The sequence below is a fragment of the Burkholderia pulmonis genome (genome assembly GCF_984667975.1).
In genome coordinates this window covers 3167353-3189848 of record NZ_OZ480187.1, presented here as the reverse complement: position 1 = coordinate 3189848, position 22496 = coordinate 3167353, and the positions used below count along the sequence as shown (strand labels likewise).

The following is a 22496-nucleotide window of genomic DNA, read 5'->3' as shown; positions in this document are numbered from 1 at the left end:
TTTCATGAAAGCGCGCCCTACCCACAATAGCGACTCGACCTAATGGAGACCGATATGCGCAAGGGTGTGGGACAAGCAGGAGACGGGCAACGGCGTCCGGCCGGGCCGTCGCGCCGCGCGGCAACGGAAGGAGCGCAGGCATGACGCCATTCAAACCGCTCGCCGGGATACGCGTGCTGGATTTCACGCACGTCATCGCCGGTCCGCTCGCAACGTTCCATCTGGCGCAGCTCGGCGCCGACGTCGTCAAGGTCGAGAATCGCAACGGCGGCGACGTGATGCGGCGCGGCAACGGCCGCATGGGCTTCGTTGCGCTGAATGCAGGCAAGCGCTGCATCGAACTCGACCTGGGCGATGCCGGCGATCGCGAGCAGGCGCTCGAGCTCGCACGCGAAGCCGACGTGCTGGTCGACAGCCTGCGGCCGGGCGTGCTCGACCGGTTCGGTCTCGGCGACGATTCGCTGCGAGCCCGCAATCCGAGGCTCGTCTACTGTTCGATCAGCGGTTGGGGAAATACCGGGGAGTGGCGCGACCGGCCGGCCTACGACCATGTCGTTCAGGCGGCAACGGGCATGACGCTGATGGCCGGCCGCGATGGCGAACCGCCGGTCAAGACCGGGTTCCCGGTGATCGATGCAGGCACGGGGCTCATCGCCGCGATGGCGATCCTGGCTGCCTTGCGCGAGCGCGACGCATCCGGTCTCGGCCGTTATCTCGACGTGTCGATGACGGGTGCCGCGCTGCAACTGATGTATCCGTTCGCGTGTCAGGCGCTTACGGCCCGCGTCGCGCCGCCGAGGGTCGGCAACCAGGGCTACTCGGGCAGCCCGGCGGCGGACCTGTTTGCGACGCAGGACGGCTGGGTCGCGCTTGGCGCGAACACGCCGAGGCAACTGGCGGCCGTGCTCGGCGTGCTCGGGCGTGCCGATGTCGCGTGCGACCCGCGCTATTTCGATCCGCCGCTCGATGCGGACGCACCGGCCGCCTTCCTGCGTGCAAGCGATCCGGCGGCGTTGCGCGCCGTGCTCGCGTCCGCGATCCGCGAATGGCGCGCGGCTGACTTCGAACAGGCGTGCGCCGGCGCCGGCGTCGCGTGCGCAAAGGTGCGCACGATCGTCGAGTTCATGGACGACGCGATGGATCGCGACGCGCTCGACTCCGTCATGTTGACCGACGGCGACTGCAGCGTGCTGTCGCCGGGGCTCGGGTACCGTGTGCGCGCGTCGGGCGCCGAAGAAGGAGCATCGGCATGAACGTCGGAACGGATTGCCAGACGGGCGGCGAGGGCATGGCCGTGCACATCGAGCCAGATCGGGTATTCGCGCGCATCACGACGCGCCTCGTGCCGTTGCTGTTCCTGTGCTACCTGACTGCGTTCGTCAATCGCAACAACATCGGTCTTGCGAAGCTGCAGATGCAGGGGGCGCTCGGATTCACCGACGCCGTATACGGCGTGGCGGCCTCGGCGTTCTTCGTCGGGATCCTCATGTTCGAGCTGCCGAGCAACCTGCTGCTGAGGCGGGTCGGTGTTCGCCGCACGCTGCTGCGGATCATGGTGCTGTGGGGCACGGTTGCGGCCGCGACGATGTTCGTCAGGACGCCGGGTCAGTTCTACACGCTGCGCTTCCTGCTCGGCGCGTTCGAGGCGGGATTCTTCCCCGGTGTCGTGGTGTATCTCACGTTCTGGTTTCCTCCCGAGCGCCGCGCGAAGGTCATTGCGCTGTTCATGACGGCCGCCGCCGCCGCCGGGCTCGTGACCGGGCCGGTATCGGGCTGGGTACTGAACTCGATGAACGGCGTGGCGGGGCTCGATGGCTGGCAATGGCTGATGCTGCTGGAAGGCGTGCCGAGTATCGTGCTCGGCGTGATCGCGTACCGGGTGCTGCCCGAAGGCCCCGAACAGGCACGGTGGCTATCGCCCGACGAGCGTCGCATCGTGCAGCAGGCGCTTGGCACACCCGAGGGCCGGGATGCCGCCCGCCATCCGTTGCGCGTCGCGCTGCGGGAGCCGTGCGTCTACCTGCTCGGCTTCACGACGTTCTCGCTGGGGTGCGCGACCAACCTGCTGATTTTCTGGCTGCCGTCCATCATCGAGGCGACTGGCGTCACGAACCTGCAGCAGGTCGGCCTGTATGTCGTGATCCCGAACCTGATCGGCACGATCGCGATGGTCTGGTACGGCCGCCGTTCGGACCGGCGCCGCGAGCGTTACGGCCACTTCATCGTCGCAGTCGGCACGGGTATTGCCGGACTATGCACGATGGCCGTCTCGCACGGTGCGCTGCCGGGCGTCGTGGCCGGTGCCGTCGTGGCGACCAGCGGCATCGCGTCCGCCTATCCGGTGCTCTGGGCGATCGCGACGCGTCTGTTGCCGCGCGATGCGGCGGCGGCCGGCGTTGCGCTGATCTCGAGCATGGGCGCGGCATCCGGCGTGAGTTCAGCGCTGTTCGGCGCGATTCGCGTGCGGGCCGGCAGCCTCGACCCGGCGCTCTATCTCGTCGCGCTCGCGCTCGTCGCCGTGGTGCTGCTGTTCGCCTGCGTCATTCGTCCAAAGGCCGCCGAAGCGGCACTCATCAACAAGGAACTCCGCTCATGAATCAGATGTTCACGGACACGAAGCCGGTGCTGGGGCCGGCTCCCTTCTTCGACACGGTGGAACTGCTCGACGAATCGACGCTGAAGCCGGAGATCGTCTCGGATTGCGTGCGCGAGAGCCGGCATCGTGCCGGGCGCCGGGTTCGCGTCATCGAGCTGACCTTCACCAGCCAGCAATGGCACGGGCTCGTCTGGCGGCATCCCGCCCGCATCTACGTGCCCGATGGTTATGACGGCGACGGCGCAGCCGGCATCATCGGCACGGAGCGCCAGGGCTTCGAGCCCGGAGAATGGGCCCGGCGCGTCATTCCGGGCACGACGCTCGATACCGAGGGCGAATACGCGGAAGGCACCGCGCTCGACCTCGGGATGCCGATCATGATCTTCGCGAATCCGGCCGATTGCCCGTTCGGCCTCGACGAATCGGATTTCACCGGATACGCGCTGAAGAAGATGCTGGAAACCGGCGACCTGACCTGGAACGGGTACTACCCGATCGCCAAGGCATATCTGCGCGCCATCACGCTGCTGCATTCGCTCGCGGGCATCGGGACCAAGCGGGCTGTCCTGCTCGGCCATTCGAAACGCGGGGTCGGCGTGGCCATTGCGGCGGGCGCGGACCCGGACCGGGTGGCGGGCGTGATGGTGTGCGGCTACCACGGCGGGAACAACCTGTATCACCTTGCGACGAAGTTCGCCGAGTTCGGGCCGCACGTCGCCGGGCCGTCGGAGTCGCGTGCCGGCCCCGGCTTTCAGGGTGCGGAGACGATGCTGCGCGCACTCAACAATCCGGTCGGTTTTCAAATGCTGTTGCATTTCGATCCGTATCTGTGGCGTGACCGGATCAAGGCAGCGTATCTCGTTGCGCTCGGCACGAACGACGAGTTCTTCGCGCTCGGCGCCCCCAACAGCATGATGACCGAGATGCCAGGCGACAAGGCCTATCTCGCCATCGACAACGTGCGCCATTCGTGGGTCTCCACGAAGCATCTGGCGGCATGGCGGATGTGGCTCGCCCGCACCTTTGCCGGCCGCCCCATTCCGCGCATGCCGGTGGCCCGGCACGAGGCGGCCAGCGACCGGCTGACCGTGGCTGCGCGCGTCGAGCCGGAGCACGTGTCGGGTGTCAGGCTGTTCCACGCGTTTCACCCGGTCTCGCAGGACTGGCGCAGCGCAACGTGGCAATCGACGCCGATGGCGGCGCATGACGGCGAGTGGCGCACCGAGCTGAAACTGCGGACCGGCTACAACCTCGCGTGGTACGTCGAGGTCGAGCACGGCGGTGCAGGCGGGCCGGGATACATCAGCTCGCTCGTGCAGAACGTCGGGTGCCCGGCCGAGTAATCCAGGAAGACGGAGATCGGCTCACGCGGGCGCGCGGAACGCCGGTCCCGGGCCGCAACAGGAAGTGATCGGCATCGGGTATCGATAAATTATTTCGGTATGCGAATAATAAAGTGAGGCAGTGAAAAGCACATAAAGCCAGACACTGGCAGGAGGAGACGGATGAGGAAATTCGCATGGATGGCATTGCTCGGCGCGTTGCCGGGCATCAGTGTGGCGCAGTCGAGCGTGACCCTGTACGGGCAGATCGGCGGCGGGATTCGATGGACCAACGGCATGCAGGGCGGGAGCGCCGTGGGGTTCAACAACAACCTGATCTCGGGAAACGATTTCGGCATTCGGGGAAAGGAGGATCTGGGCGGCGGGATCAAGGCGCTGTTCGTGCTCGATGGTTCCTTCAGCAGCGGAACCGGCGCGCTGAAAACGTCCGGCACGCTGTTTTCGCAGGCGTCCTACGTGGGCGTGACGGGTGGCTTCGGGCGCCTGACGTTCGGGCGCCAGTTCAACGCGGCAACCGACTTCGGGATCGTCGTGGATCCGGCGGGCGGACGCGGCCAGTCGCTTGCGATCGAGCCCGGTGTGCTGTGGAGCGGCAATCCGTTCACGCTCGATTCCCGCTTCAACAACACGATCAAGTACATCGGCGAACTGGGCGGCCTGCGTGTCGCGGCGAGCTATTCGCCCGGTGGCGTCGCCGGCAACACGCGTGCCGGAACCAATTTTTCTGCTGCGGCGATGTATCAGTACCAGACGGTGCTCGGCGGAGCGTCCTACGCGAAGACGTACAGCGCAGACGCGACGCAGTCCGCGCAGACCTGGATGGCGGGCGGGACCTGGCAGATCGGTGCCGGCCGGCTCTATGCGAGCTACTCGGCCCTCGACATATCGGGCGCGAACCCGAGCCGGCCGCATCGTCGCGACAAGATCCCGTCGCTGGGCGTCGTCTATCAGGCCACGCCGTTCCTGCAATTCACGGCCGGCATGTACGACGACATCGGCAGCAATCTCGGCAACCGGCGCGACGCGGACGGGCACAAGCTCACGACATATGCGGTCGTCGAATACTTTCTGTCAAAGCGCACCGAGATTTATGCGGAGTTCGATCGAAACGGCTTCTCCGGCGCGTATCGCACCGATCCGGTCAATATCTCGGCCATCGGTTTGCGGCCGGGCGGCAGTGGCATGACGGGCGCATCTATCGGCCTGATGACGAAGTTCTGAGCGTTGGTCGACGACATTTTCCGTGTGTGAAGGGAGACTCAATGAAGGCATTGCAACCTGGATTGGTCGCGATCGTCGTGGCACTCGGCACCGTGTCCGTAGCCGGCTCCGCGCGAGCCGCATCGGACCCGGCGTCGACAACCGTTGCCAGCGGGGCACCCGCGGACAAGGCGCGCCGAGCCGGCGACCGGCGCCTGACACGTCGCGTCAGCGCGGCACTCGCACGCGCGCGCGGGCTGAACGCGACGCGCATCGTGGTGCGTGCCCGGAGCGGCGTCGTGACGCTGCGCGGCGGCGTGAGCGACGGTCAGCAGGCCGCGATGGCCGTGGAGGCGGCTCGGCAAGTCGACGGCGTGACGCAAGTAACGAATCAGCTTCGCCTGGGCGAGCAGATGCCGTGATCGGCGCGGGCAATCCCGAAGCGGAACAATCGAAGGTGGCCCGAGCATCCGGTGAGCGGACGCTGCCGGGCACATCCTGCAAGCACGCCGGCTGGGGCGTGCGCGCGCCGCTACCGGGATGGGGTGTCGCCGAGCGCCTGCACCAGCACGCGTGCCACATGCACGGCCTGCGTCTGCGCACCATCATGAATCTGATGCCGGCAGCTCGTGCCGTCCGCGACGACGATCGCGCCTTCGGCGCGTGCGCGCACGGCCGGCAGCAGCGACAGCTCGGCCATCGCCTGCGACGCGTCGTAATGCTCGGCTTCGTAGCCGAAGCTGCCGGCCATCCCGCAGCACGACGATTCGACCGGCGACACCTTCAAACCCGGGATCCAGCGCAGCACGGTCTGCACCGGTGTGAACGCGCCGAATGCCTTCTGGTGGCAATGGCCGTGCACCAGTGCCTCGGCGGTTCCGTCGATTTCGCGCAGTCGCAGTGACAGCCGGCCGGCTTCCTGCTCGCGCACGAGAAACTCTTCGAACAGGAACGCGTGACTGGCGAGTCGTGCGGCTTCATCACCGTAGCCATAGGCAAGAAACTCGTCACGCATCGACAGCAGGCACGAAGGCTCCAGCCCGACAACCGCGACACCGCGTTCGAGATAGGGGCGCAACGTATCGAGCGTGCGCTTCGCCTCGGCCTTCGCTTCGTCGACGAGCCCCGCCGCGAGGAACGTGCGGCCGCAGCACAGTGGCCGTTCGCCTTCGCGCACGTTGAAATGCACGGTGTAGCCGGCCGCTTCGAGCACGGCCTGCGCGGCGCGCGCGTTGTCCGGTTCCTGGTAGTTGCTGAACGTATCGACGAAGAGCAGCACTTCGCGGGTTGTGGAACCGGCCTCCTGCGAAGACGTGGGCGCAGCCGCGCGTGCGCCTGCATCCGCCAGAAACGGCCGCGCAAACGCGGGCAGCGCACGCTGCGGCGCGAGGCCGATCCATCGCTTCATCGCCGACGCGACGATCGGCACGCCGTTTGCGAACGCGATCGCCCCGCGCATCCTCGAAGCCCACGGCGCATAACGCGGCAGATACGCGACGAGCCGTTCGCGCAGCGTCGTGCCGTGCTTGCGGTTCCACGCATGCCGGGCCTCGATCTTGAAGCGCGCCATGTCGACGCCCGTCGGGCAATCGCGCTTGCAGCCCTTGCACGATACGCACAGGTCGAGCGCGGCCTTCACGTCGTCGCCGGCAAGGCCGTCGTCGCCGAGCTGCCCCGTCACCGCGAGCCGCAGCGTGTTCGCGCGGCCGCGCGTCACGTGCTGTTCGTCGCGTGTCACGCGGTAGCTCGGGCACATCGTGCCCGCATCGAACTTGCGGCAGTGGCCGTTGTTGTTGCACATCTCGACGGCCGACGCGAGCCCGTGCGTGATGTCGGTGCCCGTGCCGGGCGCGGTTTCGTCGCCGGTCAGCGGGTTGCGCGTGACGTTCCAGGCCGACCAGTCGAGCGCGGGCTGCAGCGGCAGCGCCGCATAGCCGGGCGCGAAGCGGAAGTTCTCCCGCACATCCATGCGCGGCGGGTTGACGATCTTGTCCGGGTTGAAGCGGTTGTCGGGATCGAACAGCGCCTTGATCTCCGCGAACGCCGCGTTCAGGCGCGGGCCGTACTGCCATGCGACCCATTCGCCGCGGCACAGCCCGTCGCCGTGTTCGCCCGAATACGCTCCCTTGTATTCACGCACGAGCGCCGCCGCTTCGTCGGCGATCTCGCGCATGCGCGCCGCACCGTCGCGCCGCATGTCGAGGATCGGCCGCACGTGCAGCGTGCCGACGCTCGCGTGTGCGTACCAGGTGCCTTCGGTCTCGTGCTTGTGGAAGACGTCGGTCAGGCGGCGCGTGTATTCGGCGAGATGTTCGAGCGGTACCGCGCAATCCTCGATGAACGACACCGGCTTGCCGTCGCCCTTCATGCTCATCATGATGTTGAGCCCGGCCTTGCGCACGTCCCACAGTGCCTTCTGCGCGCCGGCATCGGTCATTTTCACGACGCAGTCGGGCAGCCCGAGATCGGCCATCAGCTCGGCGAGCCGGTCGAGCTGCGTCAGCTGCGCATCGCGCGATTCGCCCGCGAACTCGACGAGCAGGATCGCCTGCGGCTGGCCGACCAGCGCCTGCTCGATCACGGGCCGGAATGCCGGGTTCTCCATCGACAGGTCGATCATCGTGCGGTCGACCAGTTCGACGGCCACCGGCTTCAGCTTCACGATGTGCTGCGCGGCGTCCATCGCCTGGTAGAAGGTCGGGAAGTTCACGACGCCGAGCGTCTTGTGCGCGGGCAGCGGCGCGAGCTTCAGCGTGATCTGCCGGCTGTACGCGAGCGTGCCTTCCGAGCCGACGAGCAGGTGCGCGAGATTCGCGTGGCCGTCGTCGGTGTACGCGCGCGGGTTCTGGCAGTCGAACAGGTCGAGGTTGTAGCCGGCCACGCGGCGCAGCACCTTCGGCACGCGCTCGACGAGCTCGTCGCGCTCGCGGGTCGCGATCCGTTCGACGCCGTGCAGCAGGTCGAGCGTGCGGCGGTCGGTGACGGGCTGCGCGAGCGAGCCGAACCGGCACTCGCTGCCGTCCGCGAGGATCGCGTCGATCGCGAGCACGTTGTGCACCATGTTGCCGTACTCGATCGAGCGCGATCCGCACGAGTTGTTGCCGGCCATCCCGCCGATCGTGCATTGCGCGCCGGTCGACACGTCGACCGGGAACCACAGCCCGTGCGGCTTCAGCCACGCGTTCAGGTGATCGAGCACGATGCCCGGCTCGACGGTGACGGTGCGCGCCTGCGCATCGAATTCGACGATCCGGTTCAGCCACTTGCCGTTGTCGACGACGAGCGCCTCGCCGACCGTCTGCCCGCACTGACTCGTGCCGGCGCCGCGCGCGAGCACGGGGATCTTGCGGTCGCGCGCGATGTCGAGCGCGATGCGCAGGTCGTCCTGGTCGCGCGGCACGACCGCGCCGAGCGGCATGATCTGGTAGATCGACGCGTCGGTCGCGTAGCGGCCGCGGCTCGCGCGGTCGGCGTGGACGTCGCCGCGCATTTCCCGGCGCAGCCGCTCGAACAGCGGCGACAGCGCGGCGCCTTGCGACGGCACGAGATGGACGGGGCGAACCAGCGAAGGCATGACGGCGGATTTCATGGCGGCAATCGGTATCGGGTGGGAACGGATCGGGCGACGCTCAGGCGAGCGTGACGCTGACGGGCGGCAGCCCGGGGATGCGGCCGACGGCCGTGCCCGCCGCGTTCGGGAAAAACATCCCCGTGTACGAGCCGGTCGTGACGACGGTGCCGGCCGGCAGTGCGATGCCGCGCTGCGACGCGTGATTCACGAGCCACGGCAGCAGGCGGCGCGGGTCGCCGGCGGGGTTCGTGCCGGTCGCGGCGCCGGCGATGTCCTGGCCGTCGAACGCGAAAGCGGGGCGGGGCGCGACGAACGGAAAATCCGCGCGGTAGCCGGTCATTTCGCCGAGCACGAGCGCACCGTGGTTCTGCAGGTCGGCGAGCTGCGCGACGGGCGCGACGTCCGGCCATTCGCGGAAGCGGCTCGCGACGATCTCGATCGACGCGCCCATCTGCGCGATGCCGTCGAACACTTCTTCGTCCGCATACGCGGCCGCGCGCGGCGCGAAGTCGCGGCCGAAGCGGAACGCGATCTCCAGTTCGAGGCCGAGCGGCCGGAACGCGCCGCGCGGCAGCGTGACGCCGCTCGCATGCCGGCAGTCGTCGGGCAGCGGCGCGCCCTGGATCGGGCCGTCGGGCTGTTTCGCGCCGACCTTCCACGCGCCGATCGCGGCGCTGCGTTCGGCGAGCACCTGTGCCTGCACCGCATAAGCGGCATCGGCGCTGGCGGGGACGAGTTCGGGCGGCAGCGCGGTGAAGGCGATGCCGTGTTGCCAGCCGGCGGCGAGCCGGGCGGCGAGGTCTTGGGTAGCTTGGGTCATCGTGAGTCTTGAAGAAGAAGGCGGGCGCCGCCGGCGGCAGCGCCCGGTGGGCATCAGGCCGGCGAGCGGTTGGGGGCCGGTTGTTCGGCGGGGGCATCGGCGAAGCGACTTTCCGGCTGCATGCGGAACGCGAGCAGCACGCCCACGCCCATCAGCACCATGCTGCCGATGAACGGCAGCTCCCAGCTGCCGAAGCGGTCGATCACGTAGCCGGAGATCACGGGCGACAGGATCGCGGCGAGCGCGGAGCCGGAGTTCATCATCCCGCTCGCGGTGCCCGAGTATTCCGGCGCGATGTCCATCGGCACGGCCCACATCGGGCCGATCGTCATCTCGGCGAAGAAGAAACCGGCCGCGAGGCACGCCATCGACACGTACAGGTGGTGCGTGAACAGCAGCGGCAGCAGCGACAGCAGCGTGAACAGCATGCAGATCGACACCATCCAGCTGCGTGCGCGCTTGAGGCTGCCGGTGCGGGCGTAGACCCGGTCGGTGACGATGCCGCCGAGCGTGTCGCCGATCACGCCCGCGAAGAACACCGCAGACGCGAACACCGCCGATTTCTTCAGGTCGAGGTCGTAGCTGTGCAGGAAGTACTGCGGAATCCAGCTCAGGAACAGCCACAGGGTCCAGCCGTAGCAGAAGTAGACGATCGTGACGGGCATCATCCGGCGGAACAGCGGGCCCCACGGCACGGTCGCGGGTTTCTGCTTCGGCGGCGGCAGTGCGGCGAGTTCGGCCTGCGTGATGCGCGGGTGATCCTTCGGATGCTCGGTATAGACGAGCGCCCAGACCACGACCCACACGATGCTGATCACGCCGCAGATGTAGAACGATTCGCGCCAGCCGTACACGGCCATCACCGCGACGACGGCGGCCGGCGCGACCGCGTTGCCGACGCGCGAGAACGCATGCGTGATGCCCTGCGCGAAACCGCGTTTCTCGCGCGGCACCCAGCGCGACATCGCCGACGTGGCCGCCGGGAACGTCGCGCCTTCGCCGAGCCCGAGCAGCAGGCGCGCGGCGAGCAGCGACGCGAGGCCGCCGGCCATCCCGGTCAGCAGCGTCGCGACGGCCCACAGCAGCCCGCAGGCGAGCAGCGTGCGGCGCGCGCCGAAGCGGTCGCTGACCCAGCCGCCGATGATCTGGAATACGAGGTACGGATACGCGAACGCGGAGAATACGAGGCCGATCTCCGTCTTGTTCAGCCCGAATTCCCGGCCGAACCCGGCGGCAGCCGTGCTCACGTTCACGCGATCGAGGTACGTGATGAAGTACATCACGCATAGCATCACCAGCACGATGCCGGTCGCCCGGAACAGCTTCATGTTGCGTCTCCTTGATGTTGTCTGGCTTGCTGCTGCACCCGCGCCGGCTCTGAGGCCGGTTTCATGCCGATGCAGCGCCGCGGCCGCGCGTCGTGCGGGCCGCAAGAGGGAGCGAGCGGTGTGCCTGCGGCGAGCCGCAGGCACACGCGGTCAGGCCGCCGCGCGCAGTGCGGGCGTGTGGGTGTTCGACGCGAGGTAGTCCATCGCCGCGACGACGCCGCTCGCGGCAACCGGCACGCCGGCGAGCTTCAGCCCCATCTCGCAGCCGGCGAGCGTGGCCATCAGCGTGAGGTCGTTGCAGTCGCCGAGATGGCCGATGCGGAACATCCGGCCGCGCATCTTGCCGAGCGCCTGCCCGAGCGACATGTCGAAGCGTTCGTAGATCAGCTTGCGCACGGCATCCGCGTCGACGCCGTCGGGCATCATCACGCCGGTCAGCACCGGGCTGTAGACGGCCGGGTCCGCGCACTGGATTTCGAGGCCCCATGCGCGCACCGCGCGGCGGGTCGCTTCCGCGAGCCGCTGGTGGCGCGCGAACACGTTGTCGAGCCCTTCGCCGAGGATCATGTCGAGCGCTTCGGCGAGCCCGTACAGCAGGTTGGTGTTCGGCGTGTACGGCCAGTAGCCGTTCTTGTTCGCCTCGATGATCTCCTGCCAGCCCCAGAACGCGCGCGGCAGCTTCGCGTGCTCGCTCGCCGCGAGCGCCTTCGGCGACACTGCGTTGAAGCTGATGCCCGGCGGCAGCATCAGCCCCTTCTGCGAACCCGACACCGTCACGTCGACGCCCCATTCGTCATGGCGGTAGTCGGCGGACGCGAGCCCCGAGATCGTGTCGACCATCAGCAGCGCCGGGTGGCCGGCCGCGTCGATCGCGCGGCGCACCGCCGCGATGTCGGACGTGACGCCGGTGGAGGTTTCGTTGTGCACCACGCACACGGCCTTGATGACGTGCGCGGTGTCGGCGCGCAGGCGCGCTTCGATCAGGTCCGGCTGCACGCCGCGGCGCCAGCCCTCGATGCCCGGCAGGCCGAGGAATTCGGGCTTCAGGCCGAGCGCCTCGGCCATCTTCTTCCACAGCGTCGCGAAGTGGCCGGTCTCATACATCAGCACGGTGTCGCCGGCGCTCAGCGTATTGGTCAGCGCGGCTTCCCATGCGCCGGTGCCCGACGCCGGATAGATGATCACCGGCTGCGTGGTCTTGAAGATTTTCTTGATGCCGGCGAGCACCTTCAGGCCGAGCGCGCCGAATTCGGGGCCACGGTGGTCGATGGTCGGATAGCTCATTGCCCGCAGGATGCGGTCGGGCACCGGGCTCGGCCCCGGAATCTGCAGGAAGTGGCGGCCGGACGGGTGAAAGTCGAGTTGCAGCATGGTCGTTCTGTCTCCTTGGTTGCATTTTGAATTTTGCATGCAAAATACTTTAGCAGAGCGATCGCGGTAGAACCAAGCGCTGATTTCACCGAAAATGCCGGTGTTTACCCGATATTGGCGGGGCGATATTCGGGTCGGGCGAGTTGCAGTAGAATCGCGGGAAGCAAGAAGGAAGGACTTTGCATGCAAGATTTGAATGATCTGGAGCATGCCGGCGGCGCGCCGGCACTGCCGAAACTGGAGCGGCAACGACTGCACGACACGGTCGTCGAGCACCTGCGCAAGTTCATCGTCGAAGGCGTGCTGACGCCCGGCATGCGGCTGAACGAGCGCGAGCTGTGCGAGACGCTCGGCATCTCGCGCACGCCGCTGCGCGAGGCGTTCAAGGTGCTGGCGTCCGAGGGGCTGCTGGTGCTGTCGCCGAACCGCGGCGCGAGCGTGTACCGGATGACCGAATCGGAGATCCGCGAGACGTTCGAGTTGATGTCGGGGCTGGAGGCGTTTTCAGGCGAGCTGGCGTGCGAGCGCATCACGCCCGCCGAGCTCGCGGAGATCAAGGCGCTGCATTACTCGATGCTCGCGTGCCGGATGCAGAACGACCTGCCCGGTTACTACAGCCGCAACCAGGAAATCCACGACCGCATCAACGAGGCCGCGCGCAACTCGGCGCTGCGCGGCACGTACCAGGCGATCAACCGGCGGATCATGTCGATGCGGTTCCGCTCGAACCAGCACGTCGAGAAATGGGATCGCGCGGTGCACGATCACGAGGAGATGATCAAGGCGCTGGAAGCGCGCGACGGCAAGGCGCTCGCGGGGATCCTGCGGCGGCACTTGCTGGAGAAGCGCGACGCGGTGTTGCTGCTGCACGCGGAAGTCGACGCGTAGCCGCTCCGCGCGCGGGCTCAGAACGCCGTGCGCAGCCCGATCCCGGCCGAATCGCCGTTGCCGTAGCCGCTCGCGCGGTCGCGCAGGTAGGCCACATACACGTCGGTCCGTTTCGACAGCCGGTAGTCGTAGCCGAGCGCCCAGGTCGTTCTTGAAGGGCGGTCGCGGCCGTGGCTCTTCGCGGCCATCACCGACGCGAGCACCGTGCCGAAGCCGATCGGTACCGCCGCGCCCACCTGCCCGCTGTGCGTGCCGAGCCCGCCGCCGTCGATCGCGTCGTGCACGTACTGATAGAACGCGGTGAACTTCACGACCTTCAAGTCGTAACCGACGCCGGCCAGCACGGCGTCCTGCTGCGTGAAGCCGGCGATGGATGCGTTCAGGTCGCCGGGCATCCGGTCGAATTTCGCCTGCTGGAACGCGAGCGTCGCGCTGAACGCGCGATGCCCGTCGTAGGTGACGCTGCCGCCCCACTGGTTCGCACCGGTGTGACCGGGTTCGTTGCCCGTCGCATAGATTAGGCTCGCCTGCAGCGCGTGCTCGCCGGGCGTCGAGACCAACACCGAATTGCTCCACCCGTTGTCGCCGACGAGGCCCTGCCCCGATACCCCCTTGTACATCTGGTTCAGCGCCGGGGAAAAACCGAACGACGTCGAGAACGGATTGAAGCGCACGACGGAGATGTAATACGGCGTCGTGTTGCGTCCCGCGCGCAGCACGCCGTACGGCGTCGCGACGCCGACATACGCGTTGCGCCCGAAGAACGTATCGCCGCCGAAGCGGCCGGCGCCGCCGTTCGACGGGCGCATGAACGCTTCGAGCGCGAACTGCAGCGCGTAGCCGCCGCCGAGCTCCTCGCGGCCGCCGATCCCCCAGAAGCTCGTCGTGAAGCCGCCCGAGTTCATCGCGTACGCGCGCGGCTTGCCGAGGCTCTTTTGCGTGCCGACATAGACGTCGGCCAGCCCGTACAGCGAGACGGACGACTGGGCCGTCGCATCGTCGGCGATCGTGCAGGCGAGCAGCGATGCGCCGACGGCCGACAGCAGTCGACGACGCCGGCCGGAAATTCGGACTGAATGAATAGGCATACTGATTGAATCATGTAAGGAAAGAGCGCAGACGGGTGCGCGCCGGCACCCGTCGAACGAAACGTCAGAACGCGTGGCGGATACCCGCGCGGCCGACCGCCTGCTTCTGGTTGCCCGACGGATTGAAGCCCGCGATCTGCGCGACCGGCGCGTCGCCGGCGGCCTTCTGGAACGCACCCATCACGTAGACGCTCGTGCGCTTCGACAGCGCGTATTCGACGCTCAGGTTGAACTGGTGATACTTCGGCTCCGCGTTCGTCGCGTGGTCGCGGCCCGTCGTGTACGTATAGCCGGCGCCGATCGTCACGGCCGGCGTCGGCGTGACGAGCGTCGACAGCTCGTAGTTCTGGAACGTCGCGTCGTGCCCCGCGCTGCCCTGCTGGAAGTTCGTGTTCGTGAAGTCGGCGAGCAGCTTGAGCCATTGCACGACCTGGTACGACGCACCGACGCCGAACACCTTCTGCGCGCGTGCCGCATCGAGGTAGTTGCCGTAGATCGCGTTCGTGAAGCCCGGATAGTTCTGGTAGCCCTGCGTCGACACGCCCGGGTTGTTGATCCGCAGGTAGCCGACGCCGAAGCCGACCGGGCCCGCCGCATAGCTCGCGCCGACGCTGAACGTCGCATTGTCGGAGAAGCGGCCCGGCTGACCGCCGAACGCGTAGAGGCCGCCGAACGTGATGCCCGCGATCGTCGGGCTGCGGTACTTGACCGCGTTCGAGATCGGGAAGCCGTTGTCGGTGTTGTCCATGTCGTTCGGGTGAGCGAAGTAGTAGCCGCCGATGTTGCCGTTCAGCGTGAACGGCTCGACGTAGTCGACGATCGAATCCCACTGGCGGCCGAGCGTGAGCGTGCCGAGCTTCGTGTCGTTCAGGCCGACGTACGCGTTGCGCGAGAACGCCAGGCCGCTGCCGAGGCGGCCGGAGTTGAGGTCGAAGCCGCTTTCGAGCCGGAAGATCGCGCTCAGGCCGCCGCCGAGATCCTCGGTGCCGCGCACGCCCCAGCGGCTGCCGGCCGTCACGCCCGACGCGAGTTGCACGAGGTGCTTGCCCTGCACGTTCGACACGTAGTCGACGCCGTCTTCGACGATGCCGTACAGCGTGACGCTGCTTTGCGCGTGGGCGGTAGCGGCCGCGGCGAGCGGCAGCGCGAACAGGATTTTTTTCATGATGAGGGTCCGGTGCGTAGTGGGTGAAAGACGGCGAGCGGTGGTTCGATGCGGTTGCGTGCGGGCACGGGCTGCGTGCCCCGCGCCGCGATCGAACGACGATCGCGGCGGCGGGTGTGACGGCTATCGGGTGAAACGAAGGGAGGGTAGTGCGCCGCTCAGTCGCGATACGCGCGCAGCAGCGTATCGGCGGCGCGGAAATCCGGCGTGAGCGGACGGTCGCTCTGGAGGAACGCGACCTTCGAACGCAAAGCGCGATACAGCGGTTGCGTGGCCGGCGCCAGCGTGAACGACGGCTGCTTGCGCTGGCGCAGGTCGATCGCCTGCGACGCCTCGATCAGCTCCAGGCCGAGCAGCGTGTAGCTCGCGTCGATCTGCTTCTGCACGCGCTGCACGACTTCGGGCGCGTTCGTCGCGATGTCCTCGATGCCGCCGGCAACCGGCAGGTAGTCGAGCGACACGGGCATCGCGAGCGACTTCACCGTCATCGCGAGCGCGGTCGGCGGTTTCTCCATCGCGCCGAACGCATGCACGGTGTCCTCGGTGCCGAGGAAGCGCGAGAGGCCGGTGAGGTGCGGGTCGTTCAGCTTGACGATGCGCTGCGCGGACGCGAGCGCGTTGTGGCCGAGCGCGAGCCCGAGCTGTTCGAACGCGAGTACCCACGGCAGCGGCTCGAAGTTCGCGCTCGGCAGCACCGCGCCGCCGCCGTCGACGTAGCCGGCCGCATCCTGCGCGCGCGCCGACTTCGGCGTGACGCCGACCGCGACACCCGGGTTGTCGTCGCTCGAATTGAGCTGCACCTGCAGCAGCGCGCGCGCTTCGTCGTAGGTGCGATCCTCTTCGCCGAGCAGGTAGACGCCGGAGCGGAAGCTGAGCGGATCCTGCAGCGGCCGGTCCGGATCGCGATTCCACAGGCTGCTGCCCGCGAGCAGCGTGCGCAGCGTGGCGCCTGCGCGCAGCGTCGCCGGGAACGGCCGCAGCGCGAGCGTGTCCTCGCGGAACGGCGACACGTTGCCGTTCAGCCCCTGCAGGCTCAGCGCGAACACGACCTTCGATACCTGCGCGAATCGCGCCATGTCGGTGAGCGCCAGCGCACCCATGCCGGCCGAATACGCGTTGGAGCTGAGGATCGCGAGCGCGTCCTTGCCGTACGGGCGGATCGTCGCGATGCCGGCCGACTTCAGCGCATCGGCTGCCGTGATCTTGCGGCCCTGGTAGTACACGTCGCCTTCGCCGAGCATCGCGAGGCCGACATGGCTCAGGATCGTGATGTCGGCTTCGCCGATCGAGCCGTCCGCCGGCATCGCGGGCGTGACGCCGCGATTGAGGAACTGCGCGTATGCGTCGACGATCGCCGGCTGCACGCCGGCGCCGCCGTCGAGCATCGCGTTCAGGCGCGCGGCCATCGCGGCGCGGGCCACGCGCACGCTCATGTCGGGGCCGACGCTGCCCGAGTGCGCATGGATCAGCCCGATGTTGAAGCGTGTCGACGCGTCGATGACCTCCTGGCTCAGCTTGCCGTGCGCATCGACCATCTCGCGGTCCTTGTTGAGGCCGACGCCGACCGTCAGCCCGTAGATTTGCTGCCCGGCCGCGGCGGCCTTCAGCAGCACGTCGTGCGCGGCGACGACGCGTTGGCGGGCGGCCGGCGCGATCGACACGGCTTCGCCGTCGGCGATGCGTGCGATCGATTCGGGCGTGACGGACCGGCCGTCGAGCGTGACGTCCGCGAAAGCCGGGACGGCGGCGAAAAGCGCGAGCGCGACCGCGCTCCGCATGAGGAAGCGTTGCATGAAGCAGTTCTCCGGTTTCAGGCGTGACGTGAGGTGGAAGACAGTGCGGCGATCGAGGCGAGTGCAATGGCGCTGGCGGCCATCACGTACCAGGCCGGTGCGAACGGGTTGCCCGAGCGTTGCGTGAGCCACGCGAGGATCGCCGGCGCGAAGCCGCCGAAGATCGTCGTGGCGATGTTGTAGGACAGCGACATGCCCGTGGCGCGTACGCTCGTCGGGAACAGTTCCGACAGCGCGGCGGGTGCGACGCCCGTGAAGATCGCGACCATCATGCAGAACGCGCTTTGCACGGTGACCAGCGCGGCGAGCGTGTGCACGTCGGCAAGCCAGTGCAGCAGCGGATACACCGACACGAGCATCAGCACCGCACCGACGGTCAGCACCGTGCGCCGGCCGAATCGGTCCGACCAGCTCCCGGCGCACACGCAGGTGACGGCCATCAGGCAGTTGCCGACCAGCGACGCGATGAACGCGTCGCGTCCGTCGAAGTGCAGCGCGCGCTGCACGTGCGTCGGCATGTAGATCACCAGCGCATACACGCACACGGCCCACAGCACGGAGAACCCGGTGCCGACCACGAGCGCGCGCGGATAGTCGCGCACGACCTGCAGCAGCGGCGTCTTGTGCTCGGCCGGCGCGCGCGCGGCGCGTGCCATTTCCGCACGGAAATGCGGCGTCTCGTCGAGCGTCTTGCGCAGCCACAGGCCGACCGGCGCGATCGCGAGGCCGAGGATGAACGGAATTCGCCAGCCCCAGTCGCCGATCTGTTCGCGCGACAGCGTGAGCGTCACGGCGGTGGCGACCAGCGCGCCGAGAATGTTCGACGCGGCCATGCTCGCCTGCAGCCACGATGCGTAGCGGCCCTTCTGGTCAGCCGGCGCGTGCTCGATCAGGAACGCCGCGGCGCCGCCCACTTCGCCGCCGGCCGAGAAGCCCTGCAGCAGCCGGCCGCACAGGATCAGCAGCGGCGCGCCGATGCCGATCGCGGTGTACGGCGGCGCGAACGCGATGATGCCGGTGCCGGCCGCCATCACGAGGATGGTCAGCGTCAGCGCGGCCTTGCGGCCCGCGCGATCGCCGTACACGCCGATCGCGAGCGCACCGAGCGGCCGGGCGATGAAGCCGATCCCGAACGCCATGAACGCCTCGACCAGCTCGGTGCCGGTGTTGCCGCGATGGAAGAAGTTCTGCGCGATGTACACGGCAAAGAACGCGTAGACGGAAAAGTCGTACCACTCCAGCGCGTTGCCGATCGACGCCGCGGCGATCGCGCGCCCGGCACTCGAGGCGGGGGGCGACACGGCCGTGGCCGTGTCGAGGGGAACCGCGGTTTGCTTCACTTCGATCTCCTGTCGTCGTGCGGGACGGCTTTACAGCCGGATGTGCGGAATCTGCTTGCGTTCCGCTTCGTCGAGCGCTTCTTCGTAGCCGGCGTCCGCGTAGCGGATCACGCCGAGCGCGGTGTCGTTGGTCATCGACAGCGTGAGCCGCTGGTTCGCCGCCGCGCTGCCGTCGGCCACGACGGTGATGCCCGCGCTCGTCATGTAGCCGCTGTAGCCGCCGCCGCCCGAATGGATCGCGACGAGGTCGGCCATCGACGAGCAGCTCATCATCGCGTTCAGCAGCGGCCAGTCGGCCACCGCGTCGGAGCCGTCGCGCAGGTTCTCGGTCATGATGTTCGGGTGCGCCATCGCGCCGGCATCGAGGTGATCGCGCGTGAACGCAATCGGCCCCGCCAGCACGCCGTCGCGCACCATCGCGTTGACCGCGAGCGCGAGCCGCGTGCGCTCGCCGTGGCCGAGCCACGCGATGCGCGCCGGCAGCCCTTCGAACGGCACGCATTCGCGGGCGCGCTGGATCCAGTTCGTGACGATCCGGTTGTCCGGGAAGTGTTCGAGCAGGTAGTCGTCGATGACGCGGATGTCGTTCGGGTCGTTCGACAGCGCGATCCAGCGGAACGGGCCGATCGCGCGGCAGAACAGCGGGCGCAGGAACGCCTCGGTGAACACCGGGATCTCGAACGCGCGTGCGACGCCGCCGTCCTTCGCATGCGTGCGGATCAGGTTGCCGTTGTCGAACACGATCGCGCCGCGATCCTTGAAGCCGAGCATCGCTTCGACGTGCCGCACGATCGATGCGCGGCTCGCGTCCATCAGCTTCGTGCGGTCGCTGTCGCGCAGCGCGCGCACGTCGTCTAGCGTGTAGCCCGACGGCACGTAGCCGTACACGAGATCGTGCGCGGCCGTCTGGTCGGTGACGATGTCGGGCACGACGCCGCGCGCGAGGATCGCCGGGAACACGTCGGCCGCGTTGCCGAGCAGGCCGACCGAGATCGGCTCGCGGCGCGCCTGGGCGTCGCGGATCAGCGCGAGCGCTTCGTCGAGATCGCGCGCCTGCCGTTCGAGGAAGCCGATCTGCAGCCGCTTGTCGATGCGCGTCTGGTCGATCTCGACGACGAGCGTGGCCGCGTTCGCCATCCGGCCCGCGAGCGGCTGCGCGCCGCCCATTCCGCCGAGGCCGGCCGTCAGGATGAAGCGTCCGCGCAGGTCGTTGTCGAAATGGCGCTCGGCGATCCGCGAGAAGATTTCGTAGGTGCCCTGGATCACGCCCTGCGAGCCGATGTACTGCCAGTCGCCGGCCGTGAGCCCGCCCCAGCAGATCAGGTTGCGCCGTTCCAGCTCGTAGAAGTGTTCGGCCTTTGCCCACTGGCCGATCAGGTTGCAGTTCGCCATCACGACGAGCGGCGCGCTCGCATGCGTGCGCAGCAGCGCGACGGGCTTGCCGGACTGCACGACGAGCGTGTGGTCCTCGTCCATCGTCTTCAGCGTGTGCACGATCGCGTCGTGCGACGGCCAGTCGCGCGCCGCGCGGCCGAGCGCCGCGTAGACGATCAGCTGATCGGGAGCCTCGCCGACGGCGAGTACGTTCTCGAGCAGGCGCAGCAGCGCTTCCTGGCGCCAGCCCTTGCAGCGCAGCGTGGTGCCCGACGTGACTTCGAAGGTGCGGTTCGTCATCGTGCCCTCCGTTCAGCGTGCGAGCGCATAGTCGGCGATCGAGATGCCGAGTGCGGCTTCGACCGGCGGATAGACGGCCGGATCGAACACCGACGACGACAGCGGAATGTGCGCCTTCGCCACGCGCAGCACGTGGATCTCCATCCCTTCCTTCAATTGGCCCGCGCTGACGGGGCGGCCTTGCGCATCGAGCGTCGTGATCACGTCGGGGTAGGTCGCGATCCGTTCGCCGTGCGCGTCGTCCACCGCCATGTGTTCGTTCATCACGTGAATGACCGCGCGCTGCGCGCCGCTGCCGACATAGACGAGGCCGACGTCGAACGCTTCGCGCGTGTATTCGAGCGTGTTGCGCTCGACCTTGCCGCTCGCGATGATCTCGCCCTGCGTGGCCGCGCAGATCGCGTCGATCACCGCGTGGCCGCCGCGCCGTTCGGCGTCGATGATCGCCTCGCCGAGCGCGAGTGCGCGGCTGATGCCGCCGAGCGCCGCATGCTGGCGCACGTACGATGCGCGAATCGGATTGCGGCAGCTCGCGATGAAGCCGCCGGCCATGTCGGCGGCCTTGCGCAGCACCGGCGACACTCGCGCGGTCGCGCCGCGCACGACCACTTCCATGTACGCATGCTGTGCGCGGTTGCCGCCGGCTGCCGCCTGGATCATCGGCGCGGTGCTCGACGCGAGGCCGAGCGAGCCCATGTCGCCGGTCGGATGGGCGCGGATGTCGCCCACCGCGTCGACTACCTTGGTGCCGAGCAGCGCGGACGGCAACCAGGCGTTCAGCGTGCTCGACATCCCGTTCTGCCCGATGATGAGCCCCGCGAGCGGCGCGCCGAGCGCGTCCTGCACGAGCTGCGCGGCCTTCACGTAATCGGCGCCGAGCATTTGCCAGTCGGTGAGGCCGCCCGGCGCGCCGATCGCGGCGGCCGTGGCGATCCATGCGTCGTCCGGCAACTCGTCGATGGTGACCAGCTCGGGGCGGCCGATCGTGACGGCGAGCGTGCCGAGTTCACGGCCGTGGTCGGCCCAGCCGCCGCCGCCGCATGCGAAAACCGAACCGCCCTTGACGGCGGCTTCGACGTCCTTCGAAGACAGAATGCGTCCCATGTGTCGTTTGTCCTGAGAGGGAAAAAGGGCTGTACGCGCCGGCCGGAAAGCCTTGTGTGGCGGTACTGTCCAAACGATTCTAGGGACGCCGAATATTGAGCGTTATTGCTATTTTATGGAGACTTCATAACGCGATGTTAAGCGTAGGGTAATCCCGGTGACGCTCGAGCGACGGGGCGCAAAAGGGGTGATACGCCGCCGCCGGTGCGACGGCGAAACGCAGGCTGGACAACGATTTCAGCCCGTTCAGGCGACGAAATTCACGCGTTCGCGGACAGTGCGTGAAGCGTGTCGATGAACTCGTGTGCGAGCCGCGACAGCGGTGCGAGCACGGGGTGCAGCACGCTGACGGGTGCGGCGATGGTCGGCACGATCGGCTTCACGACGATCTGCGGCCAGATCGGCCCCGCGACCGTCAGCTCGTCGATCAGCGCGATGCCGGTGCCGGCCTGCGCGAGCGCGCACGCGACGTGCGCCTGCTGCACCTCGATCTTGACCTGCGGCACGAGCCCTTCGTCGCTGAACAGCCGCCGCACCAGCTGCCCGAGCGGAATGTCGCTGCCATAGCCGATCAGCGGCTGGTTCGCGAGATCGCGCACGGCCAGTGTCTTGCGGCGCGCGAACGGATGCGATGCGGGCACGGCCGCGACCATCCGGTTCTCATAGAGCGGCTGGCTTTCGACGTTCGGGTGCGTGTCCTGCAGGAATGCGATGCCGAGCTCGACCTGCTGCGTGAGCACCGCCTGCAGCAGCACGCTCGGGATCATCGTGTGCAGGATGATGCGCACGTCGGGAAAGCGCTCGTAGAACGCCGCGATCGCGCGCGGCAGCAGCGATTGCCCGAGATTGGGGCTGCACGCGATGCGCAGGTGGCCCATCCGGTTCTCGATCAGGTCTTCCGCGATTTCGTTGACGCGCTGCACGCCCTGATACACCGCGTTCACTTCGACGAACAGCCGCTGCGCTTCCGGGGTCGGGTAGAGCCGCCCCTTGATGCGCTCGAACAGCGCGAGGCCGAGCCGTTGTTCGGCATACGAAATGAGCCGCGAGACGGCCGGCTGCGACACGTGCAGCAGCTTCGCGGCGCCGCTGATCGAGCCGGTCAGCATGATGGCGCGAAACACCTCGATCTGGCGCAGGTTCAGACGCACAGCCTTAACTCCATGTTATGTGGGGGTGATAAATCGGCATGAGACATTCTGGCAGAGCGCTGCC

General features: G+C 68.0%; 17 protein-coding genes. 6 read left to right on the top strand and 11 right to left on the bottom strand.

All coding sequences use genetic code 11. The annotated features are described in order from the left end of the window. The first annotated feature begins 140 nt into the window (after nucleotides 1-140). The 5 genes from AC5LXK_RS31080 to AC5LXK_RS31060 all read left to right on the top strand — a co-directional run bounded on the left by AC5LXK_RS31080 (nucleotide 141) and on the right by AC5LXK_RS31060 (nucleotide 5561). A complete protein-coding gene (locus AC5LXK_RS31080; protein WP_493392476.1) occupies nucleotides 141-1253 on the top strand; it encodes a CoA transferase in 1113 nt (370 codons plus the stop codon). Beyond that, nucleotides 1250-2596: an MFS transporter gene (locus AC5LXK_RS31075; protein ID WP_493392475.1), complete on the top strand. Its 1347-nt coding sequence runs from the start codon at nucleotides 1250-1252 to the stop codon at nucleotides 2594-2596. Before AC5LXK_RS31080 ends, AC5LXK_RS31075 begins: the two co-directional genes overlap by 4 nt. Further along, entirely contained in the window at nucleotides 2593-3939 is a 1347-nt protein-coding gene (locus AC5LXK_RS31070; protein ID WP_493392474.1) for a PhoPQ-activated protein PqaA family protein, read from the top strand. Before AC5LXK_RS31075 ends, AC5LXK_RS31070 begins: the two co-directional genes overlap by 4 nt. Before the next feature lie 162 nt (nucleotides 3940-4101). Beyond that, nucleotides 4102-5160, top strand: a complete 1059-nt coding sequence (locus AC5LXK_RS31065) for a porin (protein ID WP_493392473.1) — start codon at nucleotides 4102-4104, stop codon at nucleotides 5158-5160. 41 nt (nucleotides 5161-5201) lie between these two features. Next, nucleotides 5202-5561 (top strand): BON domain-containing protein, encoded by a 360-nt coding sequence (locus tag AC5LXK_RS31060; RefSeq protein WP_493392472.1) that lies wholly within the window; start codon nucleotides 5202-5204, stop codon nucleotides 5559-5561. A gap of 110 nt (nucleotides 5562-5671) precedes the next feature. Here the strand turns inward: AC5LXK_RS31060 and AC5LXK_RS31055 are convergent, their stop codons facing one another. The 4 genes from AC5LXK_RS31055 to AC5LXK_RS31040 all read right to left on the bottom strand — a co-directional run bounded on the left by AC5LXK_RS31055 (nucleotide 5672) and on the right by AC5LXK_RS31040 (nucleotide 12229). Beyond that, nucleotides 5672-8728 (bottom strand): FAD-binding and (Fe-S)-binding domain-containing protein, encoded by a 3057-nt coding sequence (locus AC5LXK_RS31055; protein WP_493392471.1) that lies wholly within the window; start codon nucleotides 8726-8728, stop codon nucleotides 5672-5674. A gap of 40 nt (nucleotides 8729-8768) precedes the next feature. Beyond that, on the bottom strand, nucleotides 8769-9530 hold the full coding sequence (locus tag AC5LXK_RS31050) for a 2-keto-4-pentenoate hydratase (RefSeq protein ID WP_493392470.1): 762 nt from the start codon (nucleotides 9528-9530) through the stop codon (nucleotides 8769-8771). Nucleotides 9531-9583: 53 nt separating this feature from the next. Continuing rightward, complete coding sequence (locus AC5LXK_RS31045; RefSeq protein ID WP_493392469.1) at nucleotides 9584-10858, bottom strand: MFS transporter; 1275 nt, start codon at nucleotides 10856-10858, stop codon at nucleotides 9584-9586. Between the two features lie 150 nt (nucleotides 10859-11008). Further along, the gene (locus tag AC5LXK_RS31040; protein ID WP_493392468.1) at nucleotides 11009-12229 is read right to left on the bottom strand and encodes a pyridoxal-phosphate-dependent aminotransferase family protein; all 1221 of its coding nucleotides are present in this window, start codon (nucleotides 12227-12229) and stop codon (nucleotides 11009-11011) included. Nucleotides 12230-12412: 183 nt separating this feature from the next. Between AC5LXK_RS31040 and AC5LXK_RS31035 the strand changes: the two genes are divergently transcribed. Continuing rightward, nucleotides 12413-13117 (top strand): GntR family transcriptional regulator, encoded by a 705-nt coding sequence (locus tag AC5LXK_RS31035; RefSeq protein WP_493392467.1) that lies wholly within the window; start codon nucleotides 12413-12415, stop codon nucleotides 13115-13117. 17 nt (nucleotides 13118-13134) lie between these two features. Here AC5LXK_RS31035 and AC5LXK_RS31030 read toward each other — a convergent pair whose 3' ends face one another. The 7 genes from AC5LXK_RS31030 to AC5LXK_RS31000 all read right to left on the bottom strand — a co-directional run bounded on the left by AC5LXK_RS31030 (nucleotide 13135) and on the right by AC5LXK_RS31000 (nucleotide 22432). After that, a complete protein-coding gene (locus AC5LXK_RS31030) occupies nucleotides 13135-14205 on the bottom strand; it encodes a porin (protein ID WP_493392466.1) in 1071 nt (356 codons plus the stop codon). 64 nt (nucleotides 14206-14269) lie between these two features. Further along, nucleotides 14270-15370: a porin gene (locus AC5LXK_RS31025; protein ID WP_493392465.1), complete on the bottom strand. Its 1101-nt coding sequence runs from the start codon at nucleotides 15368-15370 to the stop codon at nucleotides 14270-14272. A gap of 158 nt (nucleotides 15371-15528) precedes the next feature. After that, the gene (locus tag AC5LXK_RS31020; protein WP_493392464.1) at nucleotides 15529-17163 is read right to left on the bottom strand and encodes an HAL/PAL/TAL family ammonia-lyase; all 1635 of its coding nucleotides are present in this window, start codon (nucleotides 17161-17163) and stop codon (nucleotides 15529-15531) included. A 17-nt stretch (nucleotides 17164-17180) separates the two neighbouring features. Continuing rightward, nucleotides 17181-18503, bottom strand: coding sequence for an MFS transporter (locus AC5LXK_RS31015; RefSeq protein ID WP_493392463.1), 1323 nt, complete (start codon nucleotides 18501-18503; stop codon nucleotides 17181-17183). A gap of 30 nt (nucleotides 18504-18533) precedes the next feature. Continuing rightward, the gene (gene ertB, locus AC5LXK_RS31010; protein ID WP_493392462.1) at nucleotides 18534-20177 is read right to left on the bottom strand and encodes a thiourocanate hydratase; all 1644 of its coding nucleotides are present in this window, start codon (nucleotides 20175-20177) and stop codon (nucleotides 18534-18536) included. A gap of 12 nt (nucleotides 20178-20189) precedes the next feature. Next, the gene (gene ertC, locus AC5LXK_RS31005) at nucleotides 20190-21281 is read right to left on the bottom strand and encodes a thiohydantoin desulfurase (protein ID WP_493392461.1); all 1092 of its coding nucleotides are present in this window, start codon (nucleotides 21279-21281) and stop codon (nucleotides 20190-20192) included. Between the two features lie 260 nt (nucleotides 21282-21541). Further along, the gene (locus AC5LXK_RS31000) at nucleotides 21542-22432 is read right to left on the bottom strand and encodes a LysR family transcriptional regulator (RefSeq protein WP_493392460.1); all 891 of its coding nucleotides are present in this window, start codon (nucleotides 22430-22432) and stop codon (nucleotides 21542-21544) included. Nucleotides 22433-22496 lie beyond the last annotated feature (64 nt).

Bases quoted from the DNA above. Each gene is read 5' to 3' on its own strand.
- AC5LXK_RS31080 (WP_493392476.1), top strand. From the start codon at position 141: ATGACGCCATTCAAACCGCTCGCCGGGATACGCGTGCTGGATTTCACG.
- AC5LXK_RS31075 (WP_493392475.1), top strand. From the start codon at position 1,250: ATGAACGTCGGAACGGATTGCCAGACGGGCGGCGAGGGCATGGCCGTG.
- AC5LXK_RS31070 (WP_493392474.1), top strand. From the start codon at position 2,593: ATGAATCAGATGTTCACGGACACGAAGCCGGTGCTGGGGCCGGCTCCC.
- AC5LXK_RS31065 (WP_493392473.1), top strand. From the start codon at position 4,102: ATGAGGAAATTCGCATGGATGGCATTGCTCGGCGCGTTGCCGGGCATC.
- AC5LXK_RS31060 (WP_493392472.1), top strand. From the start codon at position 5,202: ATGAAGGCATTGCAACCTGGATTGGTCGCGATCGTCGTGGCACTCGGC.
- AC5LXK_RS31055 (WP_493392471.1), bottom strand. From the start codon at position 8,728: ATGAAATCCGCCGTCATGCCTTCGCTGGTTCGCCCCGTCCATCTCGTG.
- AC5LXK_RS31050 (WP_493392470.1), bottom strand. From the start codon at position 9,530: ATGACCCAAGCTACCCAAGACCTCGCCGCCCGGCTCGCCGCCGGCTGG.
- AC5LXK_RS31045 (WP_493392469.1), bottom strand. From the start codon at position 10,858: ATGAAGCTGTTCCGGGCGACCGGCATCGTGCTGGTGATGCTATGCGTG.
- AC5LXK_RS31040 (WP_493392468.1), bottom strand. From the start codon at position 12,229: ATGCTGCAACTCGACTTTCACCCGTCCGGCCGCCACTTCCTGCAGATT.
- AC5LXK_RS31035 (WP_493392467.1), top strand. From the start codon at position 12,413: ATGCAAGATTTGAATGATCTGGAGCATGCCGGCGGCGCGCCGGCACTG.
- AC5LXK_RS31030 (WP_493392466.1), bottom strand. From the start codon at position 14,205: ATGCCTATTCATTCAGTCCGAATTTCCGGCCGGCGTCGTCGACTGCTG.
- AC5LXK_RS31025 (WP_493392465.1), bottom strand. From the start codon at position 15,370: ATGAAAAAAATCCTGTTCGCGCTGCCGCTCGCCGCGGCCGCTACCGCC.
- AC5LXK_RS31020 (WP_493392464.1), bottom strand. From the start codon at position 17,163: ATGCAACGCTTCCTCATGCGGAGCGCGGTCGCGCTCGCGCTTTTCGCC.
- ertB (WP_493392462.1), bottom strand. From the start codon at position 20,177: ATGACGAACCGCACCTTCGAAGTCACGTCGGGCACCACGCTGCGCTGC.
- ertC (WP_493392461.1), bottom strand. From the start codon at position 21,281: ATGGGACGCATTCTGTCTTCGAAGGACGTCGAAGCCGCCGTCAAGGGC.